16 protein-coding genes and 1 pseudogene are annotated in these 17,294 nt (G+C 59.0%); 14 read left to right on the forward strand and 3 right to left on the reverse strand.

Translation table 11 applies throughout. The annotated features are described in order from the left end of the window. The first annotated feature begins 17 nt into the window (after positions 1–17). Both GIW48_RS00880 and zapE read left to right on the forward strand, forming a co-directional pair. Positions 18–1,373: a tryptophan--tRNA ligase gene (locus GIW48_RS00880; RefSeq protein WP_236460306.1), complete on the forward strand. Its 1,356-nt coding sequence runs from the start codon at positions 18–20 to the stop codon at positions 1,371–1,373. A 79-nt stretch (positions 1,374–1,452) separates the two neighbouring features. After that, the gene (gene zapE / locus GIW48_RS00885; protein WP_138451290.1) at positions 1,453–2,547 is read left to right on the forward strand and encodes a cell division protein ZapE; all 1,095 of its coding nucleotides are present in this window, start codon (positions 1,453–1,455) and stop codon (positions 2,545–2,547) included. Between the two features lie 712 nt (positions 2,548–3,259). Here zapE and GIW48_RS00890 read toward each other — a convergent pair. Continuing rightward, positions 3,260–4,180: a GlxA family transcriptional regulator gene (locus GIW48_RS00890; protein WP_169986983.1), complete on the reverse strand. Its 921-nt coding sequence runs from the start codon at positions 4,178–4,180 to the stop codon at positions 3,260–3,262. Between the two features lie 220 nt (positions 4,181–4,400). On the opposite strand from GIW48_RS00890, the gene GIW48_RS00895 reads away from it, so the two are divergent. Next, entirely contained in the window at positions 4,401–5,537 is a 1,137-nt protein-coding gene (locus GIW48_RS00895; protein WP_236460307.1) for an acyl-CoA dehydrogenase family protein, read from the forward strand. A gap of 134 nt (positions 5,538–5,671) precedes the next feature. Here GIW48_RS00895 and GIW48_RS00900 read toward each other — a convergent pair whose 3' ends face one another. Further along, positions 5,672–6,712 carry an NADP(H)-dependent aldo-keto reductase gene (locus tag GIW48_RS00900; RefSeq protein ID WP_122720921.1) on the reverse strand — a complete coding sequence of 347 codons (1,041 nt, stop codon included), beginning with the start codon at positions 6,710–6,712 and terminating at the stop codon, positions 5,672–5,674. 248 nt (positions 6,713–6,960) lie between these two features. Here GIW48_RS00900 and rplM point away from each other — a divergent pair, with 248 nt between their 5' ends. The 9 genes and pseudogenes from rplM to GIW48_RS00945 form a co-directional block, all read left to right on the forward strand. Further along, positions 6,961–7,389 carry a 50S ribosomal protein L13 gene (gene rplM / locus GIW48_RS00905; RefSeq protein WP_003171742.1) on the forward strand — a complete coding sequence of 143 codons (429 nt, stop codon included), beginning with the start codon at positions 6,961–6,963 and terminating at the stop codon, positions 7,387–7,389. 14 nt (positions 7,390–7,403) lie between these two features. Continuing rightward, on the forward strand, positions 7,404–7,796 hold the full coding sequence (gene rpsI, locus GIW48_RS00910; RefSeq protein ID WP_003216038.1) for a 30S ribosomal protein S9: 393 nt from the start codon (positions 7,404–7,406) through the stop codon (positions 7,794–7,796). 265 nt (positions 7,797–8,061) lie between these two features. After that, positions 8,062–8,658 (forward strand): ubiquinol-cytochrome c reductase iron-sulfur subunit, encoded by a 597-nt coding sequence (gene petA / locus GIW48_RS00915; protein ID WP_003216040.1) that lies wholly within the window; start codon positions 8,062–8,064, stop codon positions 8,656–8,658. After that, complete coding sequence (locus GIW48_RS00920) at positions 8,658–9,869, forward strand: cytochrome b (RefSeq protein WP_236460308.1); 1,212 nt, start codon at positions 8,658–8,660, stop codon at positions 9,867–9,869. Before petA ends, GIW48_RS00920 begins: the two co-directional genes overlap by 1 nt. Then, positions 9,869–10,648, forward strand: coding sequence for a cytochrome c1 (locus GIW48_RS00925; RefSeq protein ID WP_236460309.1), 780 nt, complete (start codon positions 9,869–9,871; stop codon positions 10,646–10,648). Before GIW48_RS00920 ends, GIW48_RS00925 begins: the two co-directional genes overlap by 1 nt. Before the next feature lie 149 nt (positions 10,649–10,797). Continuing rightward, positions 10,798–11,415: a glutathione S-transferase N-terminal domain-containing protein gene (locus tag GIW48_RS00930; RefSeq protein WP_017138266.1), complete on the forward strand. Its 618-nt coding sequence runs from the start codon at positions 10,798–10,800 to the stop codon at positions 11,413–11,415. A 17-nt stretch (positions 11,416–11,432) separates the two neighbouring features. After that, positions 11,433–11,852, forward strand: a complete 420-nt coding sequence (locus GIW48_RS00935) for a ClpXP protease specificity-enhancing factor (protein WP_017138265.1) — start codon at positions 11,433–11,435, stop codon at positions 11,850–11,852. Positions 11,853–12,010: 158 nt separating this feature from the next. Continuing rightward, on the forward strand, positions 12,011–12,760 hold the full coding sequence (locus GIW48_RS00940) for a FadR/GntR family transcriptional regulator (RefSeq protein WP_170036261.1): 750 nt from the start codon (positions 12,011–12,013) through the stop codon (positions 12,758–12,760). 277 nt (positions 12,761–13,037) lie between these two features. Then, a pseudogene (locus GIW48_RS00945) lies at positions 13,038–13,142 on the forward strand (GntR family transcriptional regulator); the annotation flags it as partial. Between the two features lie 293 nt (positions 13,143–13,435). On the opposite strand, the gene GIW48_RS00950 reads toward GIW48_RS00945, so the two are convergent. Then, positions 13,436–14,590, reverse strand: coding sequence for a phospholipase (locus GIW48_RS00950; protein ID WP_170036263.1), 1,155 nt, complete (start codon positions 14,588–14,590; stop codon positions 13,436–13,438). A gap of 236 nt (positions 14,591–14,826) precedes the next feature. Between GIW48_RS00950 and kdgD the strand changes: the two genes are divergently transcribed. Together kdgD and GIW48_RS00960 are read left to right on the forward strand one after the other, a co-directional pair. Then, complete coding sequence (gene kdgD / locus GIW48_RS00955; RefSeq protein ID WP_017138261.1) at positions 14,827–15,738, forward strand: 5-dehydro-4-deoxyglucarate dehydratase; 912 nt, start codon at positions 14,827–14,829, stop codon at positions 15,736–15,738. A gap of 54 nt (positions 15,739–15,792) precedes the next feature. Beyond that, entirely contained in the window at positions 15,793–17,238 is a 1,446-nt protein-coding gene (locus GIW48_RS00960) for an aldehyde dehydrogenase family protein (RefSeq protein ID WP_017138260.1), read from the forward strand. Positions 17,239–17,294 lie beyond the last annotated feature (56 nt).

Consider the following 17,294-nt stretch of genomic DNA (forward strand, 5'->3'; position numbering starts at 1 on the left):
CTGATAAGCGATTACCCATGACGACTCGTACCCGTATCCTCACCGGCATCACCACCACCGGCACGCCGCACCTGGGCAACTACGCCGGTGCGATCCGCCCTGCGATCCTCGCCAGCCAGGACGCGAATGCCGATTCCTTTTACTTCCTGGCCGACTACCACGCCCTGATCAAGTGCGATGACCCGCAGCGCATCCAGCGCTCGCGCATGGAAATCGCCGCGACCTGGCTCGCCGGTGGCCTGGATGTGAACCGGGTGACCTTCTATCGCCAGTCCGACATCCCGGAAATCCCTGAACTGACCTGGCTGCTGACCTGTGTTGCCGCCAAGGGCCTGCTCAACCGCGCCCATGCCTACAAGGCCTCGGTGGACAAGAACGTTGAAGCCGGCGAAGACCCGGACGCGGGCATCAGCATGGGCCTGTACAGCTACCCGGTGCTGATGGCGGCGGACATCCTGATGTTCAACGCGCACAAGGTGCCGGTCGGCCGTGACCAGATCCAGCACGTGGAAATGGCCCGCGACATCGGACAGCGCTTCAACCACCTGTTCGGCAACGGTAAAGAATTCTTCACCATGCCTGAGGCGTTGATCGAAGAAAGCGTCGCCACTTTGCCGGGCCTCGATGGCCGCAAGATGTCCAAGAGCTACGACAACACCATCCCGTTGTTCACCAGCGCCAAGGACATGAAAGACGCGATCTCGCGGATCGTCACCGACTCGCGTGCGCCCGGCGAAGCCAAGGACCCGGACAATTCGCATCTGTTCACCTTGTTCCAGGCGTTTGCCAGCAAGGCTCAGGAACAAGAGTTCCGCGCCGATCTGCTGCAAGGCCTGGGCTGGGGCGAGGCGAAGAGCCGCCTGTTCCAACTGCTCGACAGCCAACTGAGCGAGCCGCGTGAGCGTTACCACCAGTTGATGTCGCGCCCCTCGGACATGGAAGACCTGCTGCTGATCGGCGCCAAGAAAGCCCGCGCCGTGGCCGCGCCGTTCCTTGCCGAGCTGCGTGAAGCCGTGGGCCTGCGCTCGTTCGTCAACCAGGCCGCCGCGCCGGTGGCGGCCAAGAAGAAAGCCGCGAAGGCTGCGCGCTTCGTGAGCTTCCGTGAAGACGACGGCAGCTTCCGCTTCCGCCTGCTGTCGGCCGATGGCGAGCAATTGCTGTTGTCGCGCAACTTTGCCGACGGCAAAGCGGCGGGCGCAGTGACCAAGCAACTGCAAAGCGGCGACGCGCTGGACGTACGCACTGAGGCCACAGGCTTCAGCGTATGGCTGGACGGTGCTGCCGTGGCCGACAGCGCTGAATTTGCCGACGAAACGTCGCGTGATGCTGCCATCGCCGCCTTGCGCGTTGCGTTGACCCCCATCGAGGATTAACCCGACCAAGGGTTGATTGCCATTATCCAGGGCCGTCGTTACAGTGACGGCCCGTTTTTGTTGCCTTGCTAACGAAATTATGACGCCCCTAGAACGATATCAAGCTGATCTGAAACGCCCTGAATTCTTCCATGACGCGGCCCAGGAAAATGCGGTGCGTCATTTGCAGCGCCTGTACGACGACCTGGTCGCGGCCTCGCACAACAAGCCAGGGATGTTCAGCAAGCTGTTTGGCAAGAAAGACCACACGCCGGTCAAAGGCCTGTATTTCTGGGGTGGCGTGGGCCGCGGCAAGACTTATCTGGTCGACACCTTCTTCGAAGCGCTGCCGTTCAAGGAAAAGGTCCGTACGCACTTCCACCGCTTCATGAAGCGTGTGCACGAAGAGATGAAGACCCTGCCGGGCGAGAAAAACCCGCTGACCATCATCGCCAAGCGCTTCTCCGAAGAGGCAAGGGTGATCTGCTTCGATGAGTTCTTCGTCTCCGACATTACCGATGCCATGATCCTCGGTACCTTGATGGAAGAGCTGTTCAAGAACGGCGTGACCCTGGTCGCCACCTCGAACATCGTTCCCGATGGCTTGTACAAGGACGGCCTGCAACGCGCACGTTTCCTGCCGGCCATCGCGCTGATCAAGCAGAACACCGAAATCGTCAACGTCGACAGCGGCGTCGACTATCGTTTGCGTCACCTTGAGCAGGCCGAGCTGTTCCACTTCCCGCTGAACGAAGCGGCGCATGAAAGCCTGAAAAAGAGCTTCCGCGCGCTGACGCCGGAATGCACCCAGGCGGTGGAAAACGACAAGCTGATGATCGAGAACCGCGAAATCATCGCCCTGCGTACCTGCGATGACGTGGCCTGGTTCGAGTTCCGCCAGCTCTGCGACGGCCCGCGTAGCCAGAACGACTACATCGAGCTGGGCAAGATCTTCCACGCGGTGATCTTGAGCGGTGTGGAGCAAATGAGCGTCACCACGGACGACATTGCGCGCCGGTTCATCAACATGGTCGACGAATTCTACGACCGTAACGTCAAGCTGATCATCTCGGCCGAAGTCGAGCTCAAGGACCTCTACACGGGCGGTCGCTTGAACTTCGAATTCCAGCGCACCCTGAGCCGCTTGCTGGAAATGCAATCCCACGAGTTCCTGTCGCGTGGGCACAAGCCGTAAGCGATGTGCATGAAATGACCAAGGCCTGCAGTGATGCAGGCCTTTTTTATGGGTGTTCTCCATAACAATGGAGATCACCTGTGTGAGCCGGGCTTGCCCGCGATGGCGGTGGTTCAGGAACAAATGTACTCACTGATCCACCGCTATCGCAGGCAAGCCAGCTCCCACATGGGTTTGTGGTTACCTTGGCTTACGCGGTCTGCAGTGATGCAGGCCTTTTTTATGGGTGTTCTCCATAACAATGGAGATCAAATGTGGGAGCCGGGCTTGCCCGCGATGGCGGTGGTTCAGGAACAAATGTACTCACTGATCCACCGCCATCGCAGGCAAGCCCGCTCCCACATGGGTTTGTGGTTACCTTGGCTTACGCGGTCTGCAGTGATGCAGGCCTTTTTTATGGGTGTTCTCCATAACAATGGAGATCAAATGTGGGAGCCGGGCTTGCCCGCGATGGCGGTGGGTCAGGAACAAATGTACTCACTGATCCACCGCCATCGCAGGCAAGCCAGCTCCCACATGGGTTTGTGGTTACCTTGGCTTACGCGGCCTGCAGTGATGCAGGCCTTTTTTATGGGTGTTCTCCATAACAATGGAGATCAAATGTGGGAGCCGGGCTTGCCCGCGATGGCGGTGGGTCAGGAACAAATGTACTCACTGATACACCGCTATCGCAGGCAAGCCAGCTCCCACATGGGTTTGTGTTTACTTTGGGTCAGGCGGCTTGCTGGAACTGCTGGCGATACTGGTTCGGCGACAGCTCGGTGTGCTGCCTGAACAGCCGCGCGAAGAAGCTCGCATCGTCGTAACCCACCTCGTAGCTGATGGTCTTGATGCTCTTGCGGCTGCCTGAAAGCAGGCCTTTGGCCGTCTCGATGCGCAGCCTTTGCAGGTAATGCAGCGGCTTGTCACCCGTGGCCGTCTGGAAGCGGCGCATGAAGTTGCGGATGCTCATGCCGTGTTCCCGGGCGACGTCTTCGAAGCGGAACTTGTCGGCAAAGTGCTCTTCGAGCCAGTGCTGGATCTGCAGGATGATCACGTCCTGGTGCAGCTTCTGCCCGCCAAAACCGATGCGCCCTGGCGCGTAGCTGCGCTGCACTTCGTAAAGAATGTCGCGGGCCACGGCCTGGGCAATGTTGGCGCCGCAGAAGCGTTCGATCAGGTAGATGTAAAGGTCGCACGCTGAGGTAGTGCCGCCGGCGCAGTACAGGTTGTCGGCGTCGGTGAGGTGCTTGTCCTGGTTGAGCTGTACCTTGGGGAAACGCTCGCTGAAGGCGTTGAAGAAGCGCCAGTAAGTGGTCGCCTCCTTGCCATCGAGCAACCCGGCTTCGGCGAGCCAGAACACCCCGGTGGCTTCACCGCACAACACCGCGCCACGTGCATGTTGCTCGCGCAGCCAGGGCAGTACTTGCGGGTAACGGGTGCACAGCGCGTCGAAGTCGTCCCAGAAGGCCGGCAACACGATGATGTCGGCGTTTTCCAGGCCGCCGTCCACCGGCATGATCACATCGCTGAAGCTACGTACCGATTGCCCGTCGGGGCTGACCAGGCGCGTTTCAAATGCCGGGGTCAGGCCCAGGCCTTGCTGCTTGCCGTAACGCAGGCTGGCGAGGTGGAAGAAATCCTTGGCTTGCATGAGGGTGGAAGCGAATACCCGATCAATGGCCAAAATGCTGACGCGCCGCAAGGGCGTGGAGATTTGGTTAGACATAATTTCATTTATTCTTATAGGGGAAAGTGGTCACCAGACGGCTGGATCGTCTTATTTTTTGTCGCATGTGTCCAGTGTCCTGTGACGCCTTCGCGGCATAGGCTCTGTGGGCTGGTCTTTGTCCGACAATCCACGCAGGTGACCCATGATCCCCAGAACCTTGTTCAGCTCGGAGCACGAACTCTTCCGCGAGAGCGTGCGTACCTTCCTCGAAAAACACGCTGCGCCGTTCCATGGAGAGTGGGAAAAGCAGGGTTACATCGACCGTAACCTGTGGAGCAAGGCGGGGGAGGCGGGGATGCTGTGCTCCCATCTGCCGGAAGAATATGGCGGGCTGGGCGCGGACTTTTTGTACAGCGCGGTGGTGATCGAAGAGATCAGCCGCCTGGGCCTTACCGGCATTGGCTTTTCCCTGCATTCGGACATCGTCGCGCCGTACATCCTGCATTACGGCAGTGAGGCACTGAAGCAAAAGTACCTGCCCAAATTGATCTCCGGCGAGATGGTCACGGCCATTGCGATGACCGAACCGGGCGCCGGCTCTGACTTGCAGGGCGTCAAGACCACCGCCGTGTTGGACGGCGACGAGTATGTGATCAACGGCTCCAAAACCTTCATCACCAACGGCTACCTCGCCGAGCTGGTCATTGTCGTGGCCAAGACCGACCCCAAGGCCGGCGCCAAGGGCACCAGCCTGTTTCTGGTGGAAGCCGATACGCCGGGCTTCGACAAGGGCAAGCGCCTTGAGAAGGTCGGCATGAAGGCCCAGGACACCTCGGAACTGTTCTTTGAGGATGTACGCGTGCCCAAGGAAAACCTGCTGGGCCAGGCGGGCATGGGCTTCGCCTACCTGATGCAGGAACTGCCTCAGGAGCGCCTGACGGTGGCGATTGGCGCGCTGTCATCCGCCGAAGCTGCGCTGCAGTGGACCCTGGACTACACCCGCGAGCGCAAGGCGTTCGGCAAGGCGATTGCCGACTTTCAGAACACTCGATTCAAACTGGCGGAGATGGCCACCGAGATTCAGATCGGCCGCGTGTTTGTCGACAAATGCATGGCGCTGCACCTGGAAGGCAAGCTTGATGTGCCCACCGCCGCGATGGCCAAGTACTGGGCCACGGACCTGCAATGCAAGGTGCTCGACGAGTGCGTGCAGTTGCACGGTGGCTACGGCTTTATGTGGGAATACCCGATTGCGCGGGCTTGGGCAGATGCGCGGGTGCAGCGCATTTATGCGGGGACCAATGAGATCATGAAGGAGATTATTGCGCGGGCGCTTTGACGCCCATCGGATCGTTCCCACGCTCTGCGTGGGAATGCATCCGGTGACGCTCTGCGTCATACCTTCAAGCGCGGACGCGGAGCGTCCAGGGCGGCATTCCCACGCAGAGCGTGGGAACGATCATTTCGGCTCAATCAAGGCGCTGGATTCGGATGATCCTTCTGAATCGCCTCAATCCCTTCCAGCACTTCCTTGGACAGCTTCAAATCAGCACTGGCAATGTTGCTGTCCAGCTGCTCCAGGCTCGTGGCCCCAATAATATTACTGGTCACAAACGGCTGTTGCGTCACAAATGCCAGCGCCATCTGCGCCGGGTCCAGGCCATGTTCCCGCGCCAGGGCCACATAACGGCTGCACGCGGCTTCCGACTGCGGGTTGAAGTAGCGGCTGAAACGGCTGTACTCGGTGAGGCGCGCCTTGGCCGGGCGTGCGCCATTTTCGTATTTGCCGCTGAGCATGCCGAATGCCAGCGGTGAATAGGCCAGCAAGCCGCATTGCTCGCGAATAGCCACTTCCGCCAAACCCACTTCAAAGCTGCGGTTGAGCAGGTTGTAGGGGTTCTGGATCGACACGGCGCGGGCCCAGCCACGGGCTTCGGCCAGGGCCAGGAACTTCATGGTGCCCCACGGGGTTTCGTTGGACAGGCCGATGTGGCGGATCTTGCCGGCTTTTACCTGCTCGTCCAGCGCTTCGAGGGTTTCTTCCAGCGGGGTCAGGTCGTCTTCGTCCTTGTGCTTGTAGCTCAATTGGCCAAAGAAGTTGGTGCTGCGCTCCGGCCAGTGCAACTGGTAGAGGTCGATCCAGTCGGTTTGCAGGCGCTTGAGGCTGGCATCCAGGGCGTCGACGATGTGCTTGCGGTTGTGGCGCAGGTGGCCGTCGCGGATGTAGTCGATGGTATTGCCGGGGCCGGCGATCTTGCTGGCGAGGATCCAGTCGGCACGGTCGCCGCGGCTCTTGAAGTAATTACCGATATAACGCTCGGTGGTGGCATAGGTGTCGGCCTTGGGCGGCACCGGGTACATTTCTGCGGTGTCGAGGAAGTTGATCCCTGCGGCCTTGGCCCGTTCGATCTGTGCGAAGGCCTCTGCCTCGCTGTTCTGCTCACCCCAAGTCATGGTGCCCAAGGCGATCGCGCTTACGTTCAGATCGGTGCGGCCCAGCTGTCGATAATCCATCGGGTACTCCTTCGGGGAAAACAATCATAAAAGCAGGTTGAATTTTTTTTCGCAATCTGCATAATTGCCCACCTCTTTCTGCAGTGGAAGTGATGCGCCGCCTGCCGAAGAATCTTGCCGTTGAACGGACGCGCCGACCCGAGCCCCCGATAGCGTCTGTATCCGGCTGCCTTTGACTTGTCAAAGTACGCACTATTCAGTAAGATCCGCCGTCTAATTTACAGGGCGGCCCCTGAGGCTATTAAAGAATGACAACTTTTACTGCAAAACCGGAAACAGTTCAGCGCGACTGGTTTGTCGTCGACGCCGCTGGTCAGACCCTGGGTCGTCTGGCCACTGAAGTCGCCAGCCGTCTGCGTGGCAAGCACAAGCCTGAGTACACCCCTCACGTTGACACCGGTGACTACATTGTCATCATCAACGCCGAGCAGGTACGTGTTACCGGCAACAAAGCGCAAGACAAAATGTACTACCGTCACTCCGGTTTCCCAGGCGGTATCAAGTCTTCGAACTTCGAAGGCCTGATCTCCAAGAAGCCTGAAGCCCCGATCGAAATCGCGGTCAAAGGTATGCTGCCTAAGGGCCCACTGGGTCGCGATATGTTTCGCAAGCTGAAAGTCTATGCGGGCGCTGTACACCCTCATGCTGCTCAGCAGCCCCAAGAACTGAAGTTTTAACGGAATAGTTCATTATGTCGGCGACTCAAAATTACGGCACTGGCCGTCGCAAAACCGCTACCGCTCGCGTTTTCCTGCGTCCGGGTACTGGTAACATCTCGATCAACAACCGCACTCTGGAAAACTTCTTCGGTCGCGAAACTGCCCGCATGGTAGTTCGTCAGCCGCTGGAACTGACCGAGACTGTTGAAAAGTTCGACATCTACGTCACCGTTATCGGTGGCGGTGTAAGTGGTCAAGCTGGCGCAATCCGCCACGGTATCACTCGCGCTCTGATGCAGTACGACGAAACCCTGCGTGGCGCTCTGCGCAAAGCTGGCTTCGTAACTCGCGATGCTCGTGAAGTTGAACGTAAGAAAGTCGGTCTGCGTAAAGCGCGTAAGCGTCCGCAGTACTCGAAGCGTTAATTCGCTTTACGTTCCACAAAAACGCCCAACTCCTCACGGAGCTGGGCGTTTTTTATTGCCTGCGATTTATGCATAAATTTCGCCGTGACAACTTGCCACATCCGTAGACGCCCTATACTACAAGGCCTGGAGGCTGAGCCCAGGGCAATTCCCTTGTCATACGTGGGGCTTTTCATTACCATCCGACAAAATTTTTATAAGTAAAGATTCAACACTTAGTAGACGCCTGATTTAACAGGCCAAAAAGCTGATGGGAGAGGACTGAATGAGCAATGACGGCGTGAATGCAGGCCGGCGTCGCTTCTTGGTAGCAGCCACATCCGTGGTGGGTGCTGCAGGAGCGGTGGGGGCTGCGGTCCCGTTCGTGGGGTCATGGTTTCCCAGTGCCAAGGCGAAAGCCGCAGGTGCACCGGTGAAGGTGAATGTCAGCAAGATCGACCCAGGCCAGCAGATGATTGCTGAGTGGCGCGGTCAGCCGGTCTTCATCGTTCGTCGTACTGAGGAGATCCTGGGGAATCTGAAGAAAATCGAAGGTCAACTGTCTGACCCCGACTCGAAGAACTCCGACCAGCCCGCCTACGTCGATAAGGAAATCCGTTCGATCAAGCCAGAGATCCTGCTGCTGATCGGTATCTGCACCCACTTGGGTTGCTCGCCTACCTTCCGCCCGGAAGTTGCTCCTGCCGACCTTGGCAAGGATTGGGTCGGTGGCTACTTCTGCCCTTGCCACGGCTCCCATTACGATCTCGCCGGTCGCGTCTACAAGTCACAACCCGCACCACTGAACCTGCCAGTGCCGCCACATCACTACGAGACTGACAGTGTCATTGTCATTGGCGTCGACGAGGGGGAGAAAGCCTGATGAGCAAGTTCATGGATTGGGTGGATGCGCGCTTCCCCGCCACTAAAATGTGGGAAGACCATCTCAGCAAATATTACGCGCCAAAAAACTTCAACTTCTTCTACTTCTTCGGCTCGCTGGCCTTGCTGGTGCTGGTCAACCAGATCGTCACCGGTGTGTGGCTGACGATGAGCTACACGCCGTCGGCGGAAGAGGCGTTCGCCTCCGTCGAGTACATCATGCGTGACGTCGAGTACGGCTCGATCCTGCGCCTGCTGCACTCCACCGGCGCATCGGCGTTCTTCATCGTCGTGTATATGCACATGTTCCGCGGCCTGCTCTACGGCTCGTACCAGAAGCCACGCGAACTGGTGTGGGTCTTCGGCATGCTGATCTACCTGGCGCTGATGGCCGAGGCCTTCATGGGTTACCTGCTGCCGTGGGGCCAGATGTCGTACTGGGGCGCCCAGGTGATCATCTCGCTGTTTGGTGCGATCCCGGTGATCGGCAACGACCTGACCCAGTGGATTCGCGGTGACTACCTGATCTCCGGCATCACCCTGAACCGCTTCTTTGCGTTGCATGTCGTTGCATTGCCTATCGTGATTCTGGGCCTGGTGGTGCTGCACATCCTGGCGCTGCACGAAGTGGGTTCGAACAACCCCGATGGTGTGGACATCAAAAAGCATAAAGATGAAAACGGCATTCCGCTGGATGGCGTTCCGTTCCATCCGTATTACACCGTCAAAGACATTGTCGGTGTGGTGGTCTTCCTGTTCATCTTCTGCTCGATCGTGTTCTTTTTCCCGGAGATGGGTGGTTATTTCTTGGAGAAGCCTAACTTCGAACAGGCCAACGCCTTCAAGACGCCTGAGCACATTGCACCGGTCTGGTACTTCACGCCGTTCTACGCGATCTTGCGGGCGATCCCCGACAAGCTCATGGGCGTAATGGCCATGGGCGCGTCGATTGCGCTGCTGTTCGTACTGCCATGGCTCGACCGCAGCCCGGTCAAGTCGATGCGCTACAAAGGCTGGCTGAGCAAGATCTGGCTGTGGGTGTTCTGCATTGCATTCGTGATCCTGGGCGTGTTGGGCGTATTGGCGCCGACCCCTGAGCGCACGCTGCTGTCGCAGGTCTGCACCTTCCTGTACTTCGCTTACTTCATTCTGATGCCGTTCTACACCCGGCTCGAGAAGACCAAACCGGTTCCGGAAAGGGTGACTGGCTGATGAAAAAGTTATTCGTTGCTTTGATCCTTGCGGCGCTGCCGCTACTGTCCTTCGCTGCCGAGCACGGCGCGGAGCTGGAAAAAGTCGATATCGACGTGTCCGACAAGGCCGCCATGCAAGATGGCCTGCGCACGTTCACCAACTACTGCATGGGCTGCCACAGCGCCAAGTTCCAGCGTTACGAGCGTGTCGCCGATGACCTGGGCATTCCCCATGACGTGATGCTCAGCCACGCCGTGTTCACCGGCGCCAAGATCGGCGACCACATGAACATCGGCATGCAGCCTGCGGATGCCAAGACCTGGTTCGGCGCTGCGCCGCCCGACCTGACCCTGGTGGCGCGCGTGCGCGGTACCGATTGGCTCTATGGCTACCTCAAATCCTTCTACGAAGACCCGGCGCGCCCTTACGGCGTGAACAACAAAGTCTTCCCGAACGTCGGTATGCCTAACGTTCTGGTCGGCCTGCAGGGTCGCCAAGTGGTAGGATGCAAGCAGGTTCAGGTCGTTGAAGACGGCAAGAAGCAATATGATCCGTTGACCGGCACGCCTTTGACACACGAAGCGTGCGATCAACTGACCATCGTGCCCAAGACCGGTACGCTGAACGAAGAGCAGTTCGACGAGAAGGTCAAGAATCTGGTGACCTTCCTGGCCTACTCGGCCAACCCGGTCAAATTGCAGCATCAGCGCATCGGTACGTATGTGTTGCTGTACCTGGCCTTCTTCTTCGTATTCGCTTATCTGCTTAAACGCGAATACTGGAAGGATGTGCATTGATCCAACCGTAAGCAATTGCTGTTAATCTTGCGCGCCCAGCGGCATCTCTGAATACGTAGCGGTCTGGTTGAACCAGGCACTACAGGGATGCTCTCTGGGCGCGCTCGTTTTTGAGCTTTCCATAATTTCAACAAGCGAGGAGGACCGCCATGGGCGTGACCAATCGGTTGGCCTGTTACTCCGACCCCGCCGACCACTATTCCCACCGAGTACGCATCGTGCTCGCAGAGAAGGGTGTCAGCGCCGAGATCATCAGTGTGGAGGCAGGTCGTCATCCGCCGAAACTGATCGAAGTGAACCCTTACGGCAGCTTGCCCACCCTGGTCGATCGTGACCTGGCGTTGTGGGAGTCAACCGTGGTGATGGAATACCTGGATGAGCGTTACCCGCATCCGCCTTTGCTGCCGGTGTATCCGGTGGCGCGTGCCAACAGCCGCCTGCTGATCCATCGGATCCAGCGTGACTGGTGCGGGCTGGTGGATGTGATCCTGGATACGCGCAGTAAAGAAGCCGTTCGTGTGCAAGCGCGCAAGGAATTGCGCGAGAGCCTGACCGGCGTTTCGCCGCTGTTCGCCGACAAGCCTTTTTTCCTCAGTGAGGAACAAAGCTTGGTGGATTGCTGCCTATTACCCATACTCTGGCGCTTGCCGATCCTGGGCATTGAACTGCCACGGCCGGCCAAGCCGTTGCTTGATTACATGGAGCGCCAGTTTGCGCGTGAGGCTTTCCAGGCGAGTCTGTCTGGTGTCGAACGCGACATGCGCTAAGGCTTAAGGAGCCGCTGATGAACTCCAGTCGACCCTATTTGGTCCGCGCGCTCTATGAGTGGATTGTGGACAACGATTGCACCCCGCACATGCTGGTCAACTCTGAATTTCCCAAGGTTGACGTGCCGCAGGGTTTTGCCAGTGACGGGCAGATCGTGCTGAACGTATCACCGAGTGCAGTGCGTCACTTGCACATGGACAATGAAGCCGTCAGCTTCGAAGGGCGTTTTGGCGGCGTGCCGCATACGCTGTTCGTGCCGATTGGTGCCATCCTCGGGATCTATGCCCGGGAAAATGGCCAGGGCATGGTGTTTGATCTGGAATCGCCTTTCGAGGACGACGAAACGATCGAAGGCGAGGACGGTGATGATGTACCGCCACCGGACTCCGAGCCGCCGCGTCCAAGCGGTCGGCCAAGCCTGAAAGTGGTGAAGTAAGCGGCGTTCACCCTTGGGTGAAGTCTAAAAATGCCTCGGCCTGTGCCGGGGCATTTTTTTGCGCAAAGGATATGGATGAAAGTCGTGACAGAACGGTGATCGTACAACCGCCATGGGCTATGATGCGGACTCAAGTTCGCCGAGAAAGATCATTCGTCATGGAAAACGCCAACATCGCCCCTCGTCTTCCCCGCAAGCGCCGCAGCCTTGCCCAGGAATTGGTCACGGTGTTGTCCGAGCAGATCCGCGACGGCCAGCTCAAGCGTGGCGACAAGTTGCCGACCGAGTCGGCCATCATGGAAGCCCATGGGGTCAGCCGCACGGTGGTGCGTGAGGCTATCTCACGTTTGCAGGCGGCGGGGCAGGTGGAAACCCGCCACGGTATCGGCACCTTTGTGTTGGACACGCCAAGCCCGAGCGGTTTCCGGATCGACCCGGCCACGGTGGTGACGCTGCGGGATGTGCTGGCGATTCTTGAGTTGCGTATCAGCCTGGAAGTGGAATCGGCTGGCCTTGCCGCGTTGCGCCGCAGCGACGAACAATTGGCGGCCATGCGCGCAGCCCTTGATGCGTTGAATGAAAGCGCGGCCCACGCAGGGGATGCGGTGGCGTCAGATTTTGCGTTCCATCTGGAAATTGCGCTGTCCACCGGCAACCGCTACTTCACCGACATCATGACCCACCTGGGCACCAGCATCATTCCGCGTACCCGCCTGAATTCGGCGCGCCTGGCCCATGATGACCAGCAGCACTACATGGGCCGCCTGAGCCGCGAACACGAAGAGATTTATGAGGCGATTGCCCGCCAGGATTCGGACGCGGCCCGCGCGGCCATGCGCCTGCATTTGACCAATAGCCGTGAGCGGCTGCGCCATGCCCATGAAGAGGCGCAAGCACAGCGCGGTTAACCGCCAAACCCGTTCTAGTGTGGGAGCTGGCTTGCCTGCGATGGCTGAGTGTCAGGCAACTGATACTGTGTGCACGCACCGCTATCGCAGGCAAGCCAGCTCCCACATTTTGATCTCCTTGGCCTGGAGTTGATCGTTCCCACGCTCTGCGTGGGAATGCCGCCCTGGACGCTCCGCGTCCCGATGTGCGCGAGTATCTCAAGCCCCGTGCAAGGTGACGCAGAGCGTTACAGGATGTATTCCCACGCAGAGCGTGGGAACAATCATTCCGCGTACCCGCCTGAATTCGGACGCGGCCCGCGCGGCCATGCGCCTGCATTTGACCAACAGCCGTGAGCGGCTGCGCCATGCCCATGAAGAGGCGCAAGCACAGCGCGGTTAACCGCCAAACCCGTTCTAGTGTGGGAGCTGGCTTGCCTGCGATGGCTGAGTGTCAGGCAACTGATACTGTGTGCACGCACCGCTATCGCAGGCAAGCCAGCTCCCACATTTTGATCTCCTTGGCCTGGAGTTGATCGTTCCCACGCTCTGCGTGGGAATGCCGCCCTGGACGCTCCGCGTCCCGATGTGCGCGAGTATCTCAAGCCCCGTGCAAGGTGACGCAGAGCGTCACAGGATGTATTCCCACGCAGAGCGTGGGAATGATCAGTGGCAGGTCGGTTGGTACGATCAGTGTCAGGCCGGCTGGTTGGGCTTGTAGTCCTTGAGCAGCAGGTAAGTGCTCCAGCCCCACCAATCATTGGTCCAGTGCTTGTCGTTCAGGTCATTCACGTCCTTGCGGCGCAGCACTTTGTCACCCTCCAACTTGAACAGCGGCGAAAAGTTGTTCGCCGGGTTCTGCGCAGCATTCAGGTCCGGCACATACAGCGGTGCCTTGAAGCTGGCCGGGGAGGGCGCGACACCGCTGATAAAGGTCTCGAAGATCTCATCGGCCGAGGCCTGCACTGCACGTTTAACCATGGCCCGATTGTCCGCGTCGATCGCATCGAAGTAGCGCTTGTCCCCATAGGCGTGCCATTGATCACCCTTGGCATTGCGTACCTTGAGCCCGAACTTGCTGTCTTCGTCGTGCATGAAGCGGCTGATCAGTGAGCCCAACTCTCCTGGCGTGACCACCGCCGCCAATTGCTTGCGCGGCACGCGCAGGTGGCCGGCAGAAAACAGATCGGTCAAAAAGTGATCGGCAAAGCTGTTCATTGCATACGCCAGTTCCAGCGCCTGGTCGGTGCCAGTCTGGTGCGCGATGACCGCCTGTTGCAGTGCCGCCGTATGGCCGGCCAGGTACGCCGACAGCGCCCATTCGCCAAAGTGGTCGGCGTTGTCTGCTGCCAGCTTCAAGTAACGCCCCAGTGGAATCAGCGCCGAAACCGCACTGCCGCCGCCGGTAATGCGGTTCCATTCTTCGGACAACGTATCACCCAGCGCGTCATAGGCTTCATGGGGTTGTTTGCCGTCGCGGATGGCCTGGTTGACCGCGTTGATCTCCTTTTGCATGACTGCGAGGATTTTCCCGGCTTCTTCACGCGAGGCCGGTAGCACCGCCAGTGAGTTGAAAGCGGCGGTAAAACGTTGCACACGGTCGGCCGGGGAGGCGCCATCGCTGATGGCCTGGCCGGGAATGCCATAGAAGTCACCGCCCAGGGCAATCACTTGGCCGTAGGTCAGCGCCAGACCGTTGGGCAGGTGCAATTCGACTTGCCGCGCAGGAATCGCCGGGGCGTCCTTGACGAAACGCAGCAGCGTGTCATCGCCGATGGCAGTGTGTTCACCGCCTTCAAAACGTAGGGTGGGCGGTGTTTTTTCGGGTGCTGCGAGTTCAAGACCTGACATGTTAGCTCCTTGCTATGTCGTAGGAATCTTCCGTAATAACTGTATATGCATACAGTCATTCAGAGCATAGAGGAATAATTTCCTACGTCAAGAAGCTGCGTTTAAACACGTGCCTGCGGATGAAGCCCGATGAATTGCAGTTGACGAATCATTTTATAGTTGTACGATGACGTACGACATCATCAAAACCAACAACAACCTTTCGACAGAAAGTCTTCATCCAGGGTGTTCGAATAATGAATCCACAAGAACTGAAGTCCATCCTCTCCCACGGTCTGCTGTCTTTTCCGGTAACCGATTTCAATGCCCAGGGTGACTTCCACCAGGCGGGCTACATCAAGCGTCTGGAATGGCTGGCCCCTTATGGCGCCACCGCCTTGTTCGCCGCCGGCGGCACCGGTGAGTTTTTCTCCCTGGCCGCCAGCGAATATTCCCAAGTGGTGAAGACCGCTGTTGATACCTGCGCCACCAGCGTGCCGATCCTCGCCGGTGTCGGCGGTTCGACCCGTCAGGCCATCGAATATGCGCAGGAAGCCGAGCGTCTTGGCGCCAAAGGCTTGCTGCTGTTGCCGCACTACCTGACCGAAGCCAGCCAGGACGGCGTCGCCGCCCACGTTGAGGCCGTGTGCAAGTCGGTCAAAATCGGCGTAGTGGTCTACAACCGCAATGTTTGCCGCCTGACTGCACCCTTGCTCGAACGCCTGGCCGAGCGCTGCCCGAACCTGATCGGCTACAAAGATGGCCTGGGTGATATCGAGCTGATGGTGTCGATCCGCCGCCGTCTCGGCGACCGTTTCAGCTACCTCGGCGGCCTGCCGACTGCCGAGGTTTACGCCGCTGCCTACAAGGCCCTGGGCGTGCCGGTGTACTCCTCGGCGGTGTTCAACTTCATCCCGAAAACCGCAATGGACTTCTACCACGCGATTGCCCAGGACGATCACGCCACTGTTGCCAAAATCATCGACAACTTCTTCCTGCCTTACCTCGATATCCGCAACCGTAAAGCCGGTTACGCGGTGAGCATCGTCAAGGCGGGCGCCAAAATTGCTGGTTACGACGCAGGCCCGGTGCGCACGCCGCTGACCGACCTGCTGCCGGAAGAATACGAAGCCCTGGCCGCGCTGATCGACAAGCAAGGTCCGCAGTAACTTATCAACAAGGCCGCTGAGTAATCAGCGGCCTTTTGCGTCAGGAGAAGATTTGTGTCCCAAGCCAAACGTTTTGAAAACTACATCAATGGCGAGTGGGTGGCCGGTGCCGACTACTGCAATAACATCAATCCGTCGGAGTTGTCCGATGTCATTGGCGAATACGCCAAGGCCGATGTAGCCCAAGTCAACGCGGCCATCGATGCCGCCCGCGCCGCGTTCCCGGCCTGGTCGACGTCCGGCATCCAGGCACGCCACGATGCACTGGATAAAGTCGGCAGCGAAATTCTCGCCCGCCGCGAAGAACTTGGCACCTTGCTGGCTCGGGAAGAGGGCAAGACCCTGCCCGAAGCCATCGGCGAAGTGACCCGCGCCGGTAACATCTTCAAATTCTTCGCGGGCGAATGCCTGCGCTTGTCTGGCGATTACGTGCCATCGGTACGCCCAGGCGTGAATGTTGAAGTCACTCGCGAAGCCCTCGGTGTGGTCGGCCTGATCACGCCGTGGAACTTCCCGATTGCCATCCCTGCGTGGAAAATCGCTCCGGCCCTGGCCTACGGCAACTGCGTGGTGATCAAACCGGCAGAACTGGTGCCGGGTTGCGCCTGGGCCTTGGCCGAAATCATCTCCCGCGCCGGTTTCCCGGCCGGTGTGTTCAACCTGGTGATGGGCAGCGGCCGTGTGGTCGGCGATGTGTTGGTCAACAGCCCGAAAGTCGACGGCATCAGTTTTACCGGTTCGGTTGGCGTCGGGCGTCAGATCGCGGTCAGCTGCGTGTCGCGCCAGGCCAAAGTACAGTTGGAGATGGGCGGTAAAAACCCGCAGATCATCCTCGATGACGCCGACCTCAAACAGGCCGTCGAGCTGTCGGTACAGAGCGCGTTCTACTCCACCGGCCAGCGTTGCACCGCCTCCAGCCGCTTGATCGTCACCGCCGGTATCCACGACCAGTTCGTCGCGGCCATGGCCGAGCGCATGAAGTCGATCAAAGTCGGCCACGCGCTCAAAAGCGGCACAGACATTGGCCCGGTGGTCTCCCAGGCCCAGTTGGACCAGGACATGAAGTACATCGACATCGGCCAAAGCGAAGGCGCGCGGCTGGTCAGCGGTGGCGGCCTGGTGACCTGTGACACCGAAGGCTACTACCTGGCGCCGACGCTGTTTGCCGACAGCGAAGCCGCCATGCGTATCAGCCGTGAAGAGATCTTCGGCCCGGTGGCCAATGTGGTGCGTGTTGCGGATTACGAGGCGGCGCTGGCCATGGCCAATGACACCGAGTTCGGCCTGTCGGCGGGCATCGCCACCACCTCGCTCAAGTACGCCAACCACTTCAAGCGCCACTCCCAGGCCGGGATGGTGATGGTCAACCTGCCGACCGCTGGCGTGGATTATCACGTGCCGTTCGGTGGCCGAAAGGGTTCGTCCTATGGTTCGCGTGAGCAAGGTCGCTATGCGCAAGAGTTCTACACAGTGGTGAAAACCAGCTACATCGGTTCGTAATACCTGCGAGCCCTGCTTGTGTGGGAGCTGGCTTGCCTGCGATAGCATCACTGCGG

It is taken from the genome of Pseudomonas sp. PA-6-3C (assembly GCF_021605825.1).
Lineage (GTDB): Bacteria > Pseudomonadota > Gammaproteobacteria > Pseudomonadales > Pseudomonadaceae > Aquipseudomonas > Aquipseudomonas edaphica.

What these genes read in the sequence shown, in the direction of transcription:
- GIW48_RS00880 (WP_236460306.1), top strand. Translation starts at nt 18, where the DNA reads ATGACGACTCGTACCCGTATCCTCACCGGCATCACCACCACCGGCACG.
- zapE (WP_138451290.1), top strand. Translation starts at nt 1,453, where the DNA reads ATGACGCCCCTAGAACGATATCAAGCTGATCTGAAACGCCCTGAATTC.
- GIW48_RS00890 (WP_169986983.1), bottom strand. Translation starts at nt 4,180, where the DNA reads ATGCAAGCCAAGGATTTCTTCCACCTCGCCAGCCTGCGTTACGGCAAG.
- GIW48_RS00895 (WP_236460307.1), top strand. Translation starts at nt 4,401, where the DNA reads ATGATCCCCAGAACCTTGTTCAGCTCGGAGCACGAACTCTTCCGCGAG.
- GIW48_RS00900 (WP_122720921.1), bottom strand. Translation starts at nt 6,712, where the DNA reads ATGGATTATCGACAGCTGGGCCGCACCGATCTGAACGTAAGCGCGATC.
- rplM (WP_003171742.1), top strand. Translation starts at nt 6,961, where the DNA reads ATGACAACTTTTACTGCAAAACCGGAAACAGTTCAGCGCGACTGGTTT.
- rpsI (WP_003216038.1), top strand. Translation starts at nt 7,404, where the DNA reads ATGTCGGCGACTCAAAATTACGGCACTGGCCGTCGCAAAACCGCTACC.
- petA (WP_003216040.1), top strand. Translation starts at nt 8,062, where the DNA reads ATGAGCAATGACGGCGTGAATGCAGGCCGGCGTCGCTTCTTGGTAGCA.
- GIW48_RS00920 (WP_236460308.1), top strand. Translation starts at nt 8,658, where the DNA reads ATGAGCAAGTTCATGGATTGGGTGGATGCGCGCTTCCCCGCCACTAAA.
- GIW48_RS00925 (WP_236460309.1), top strand. Translation starts at nt 9,869, where the DNA reads ATGAAAAAGTTATTCGTTGCTTTGATCCTTGCGGCGCTGCCGCTACTG.
- GIW48_RS00930 (WP_017138266.1), top strand. Translation starts at nt 10,798, where the DNA reads ATGGGCGTGACCAATCGGTTGGCCTGTTACTCCGACCCCGCCGACCAC.
- GIW48_RS00935 (WP_017138265.1), top strand. Translation starts at nt 11,433, where the DNA reads ATGAACTCCAGTCGACCCTATTTGGTCCGCGCGCTCTATGAGTGGATT.
- GIW48_RS00940 (WP_170036261.1), top strand. Translation starts at nt 12,011, where the DNA reads ATGGAAAACGCCAACATCGCCCCTCGTCTTCCCCGCAAGCGCCGCAGC.
- GIW48_RS00950 (WP_170036263.1), bottom strand. Translation starts at nt 14,590, where the DNA reads ATGTCAGGTCTTGAACTCGCAGCACCCGAAAAAACACCGCCCACCCTA.
- kdgD (WP_017138261.1), top strand. Translation starts at nt 14,827, where the DNA reads ATGAATCCACAAGAACTGAAGTCCATCCTCTCCCACGGTCTGCTGTCT.